This window comes from Methanocalculus sp. (assembly GCF_029762515.1).
Taxonomy (GTDB): Archaea; Halobacteriota; Methanomicrobia; order Methanomicrobiales; family Methanocorpusculaceae; genus Methanocalculus.
Map to the genome: position 1 here is coordinate 1 of NZ_JARVGN010000485.1, position 1,583 is coordinate 1,583.

A 1,583-nucleotide genomic window follows, 5' to 3' on the forward strand; every position below is an offset into this window, starting at 1 on the left:
ATTGGGGACAGGAGAGATGTTGAGTTTTTTTTCGACGATGGTGGAATTATAAATCCTCACATACGTCTTTCTGTGTTCAAGGATCCTCCTGATCTCGTCCGCAAATAACCCATTCCGATGGATATCTGAATATCGGAAGAACCGGACATCAAGATCGAGGATATCTGCTGAAACTCGTGCGAAGAAGAACGCATTGATGTCCGCAAAGTTGCGCGCCCGCTCATAGCTCTGCCAGAGCATCTCGAAGATTGTATCAAGTCGCCTCTGCGTCTCCTTTATGTCCAAACGAGCCCGCTTTGCACTGCTGGTGTAATGCGAAGCGATCTTCTCAATCTCGACCTGCCAGTCGTCGACATCCGGCTTTGGGATCTCAACAAAACATCGCCAACGATCCTTTTCACTGATGCCAAATCCAATCTTATCATTTCCGCCTTTCTTGAATGCTGGAATATGGTTTGAGGTAAGCAGGGATGCCGTGCTCAGGTTCTGGTCGGCAAATCCGAAGATTGCGATCGGAGCGTAACCTTGCGCTCTCAGTTGCTTTTTAAGTCTGTCGAGGAGGAACGCCTTTTTCCAGACGCCGGGATAGGGGAGGAAGTTCGGTTGGTGACCTGACTCAAGTACAACCGTCTCTTCGTTGATTTTCTCTGATTCTTTTTGCCAGATTCCCGCCTCTCTAAGGAATTTGTCGGATATTTGGAGCAGGTTCGATAGATTCTCCTGCTGCCGTTTCTTAAGAGGCGGATTTCCTGTAATCTTTGCAATGAACTCATCATTCTTCATGGTCATCCTTTGCAGGCGTCAGAAATCGTTGCAGCTTTTGCTGTTGGTCGATAAGAGCTGATTGCAGTCGTTCTTTCTGTGTATTGAGGAGATTCGGGTGTGCTGTCATCTTTTTCTCGAATTTCTGTTTAACGGCCCACTCGGGATATGCAGTCTCCAGTTTCCAAACGGTTGCAGCAAGGGCGGTGAGCACGATAAGTGATATTGCGATATTTATCGGAGTGGTGTCAATACCAAGCACGAGATCTATGAAAAGGGAAGTGAGTATCACTGCACTCAGGCTGAGGGTAAGAGATAAGGACATTCGTCCCATAAAAGTGAGTTCCTCTTTTCTCGGGTACAGCGCCCAGCATAGAGCATAGCCGGGAAGAAAAAGAATAAAAACGAATCCCGCAACTGCTTGAAACACTCCAAGAGAGATGACGACGATATCCATTATTTTAACACTGAATATCTTTATTTTTTGGTATTAATAGAGTTTTCCTTGAATTATGGCCTGAATGTGGGATTACACCTATGCTGTACGTCGTTGCACATATGCCGTAGATTACATGAGATTGCAGTTCGCTTACGAAATGAACCCAAATGGTCGTAGAATCTTATGTCTTGAGCAATGAAGTGGATCGCCTGTTGATTCTAAGCAAATATCTTTGTTTCTTCCAGCAAATATATCCGAAGAAATATAATTGTTATTTTCTCACGCTGCAAAAGTTTCTTCAACCGGATTCTCACTATCGTTTGAGGATCACTTCCAGAGAGGACCATATCTTTAGATGATGTTGGATGTGAGGGATGCTATT

At 44.9% G+C, this 1,583-nt stretch carries 2 protein-coding genes; both read right to left on the reverse strand.

The genetic code is table 11. The features are described from left to right. On the reverse strand, window positions 1-783 hold a 783-nt coding region (locus tag QCH34_RS12430; protein WP_300334596.1), incomplete at its 3' end, for a hypothetical protein. Then, window positions 773-1,219, reverse strand: coding sequence for a DUF1616 domain-containing protein (locus QCH34_RS12435; protein ID WP_300334597.1), 447 nt, complete (start codon window positions 1,217-1,219; stop codon window positions 773-775). The genes QCH34_RS12430 and QCH34_RS12435, both read right to left, overlap by 11 nt. Window positions 1,220-1,583: the final 364 nt, after the last annotated feature.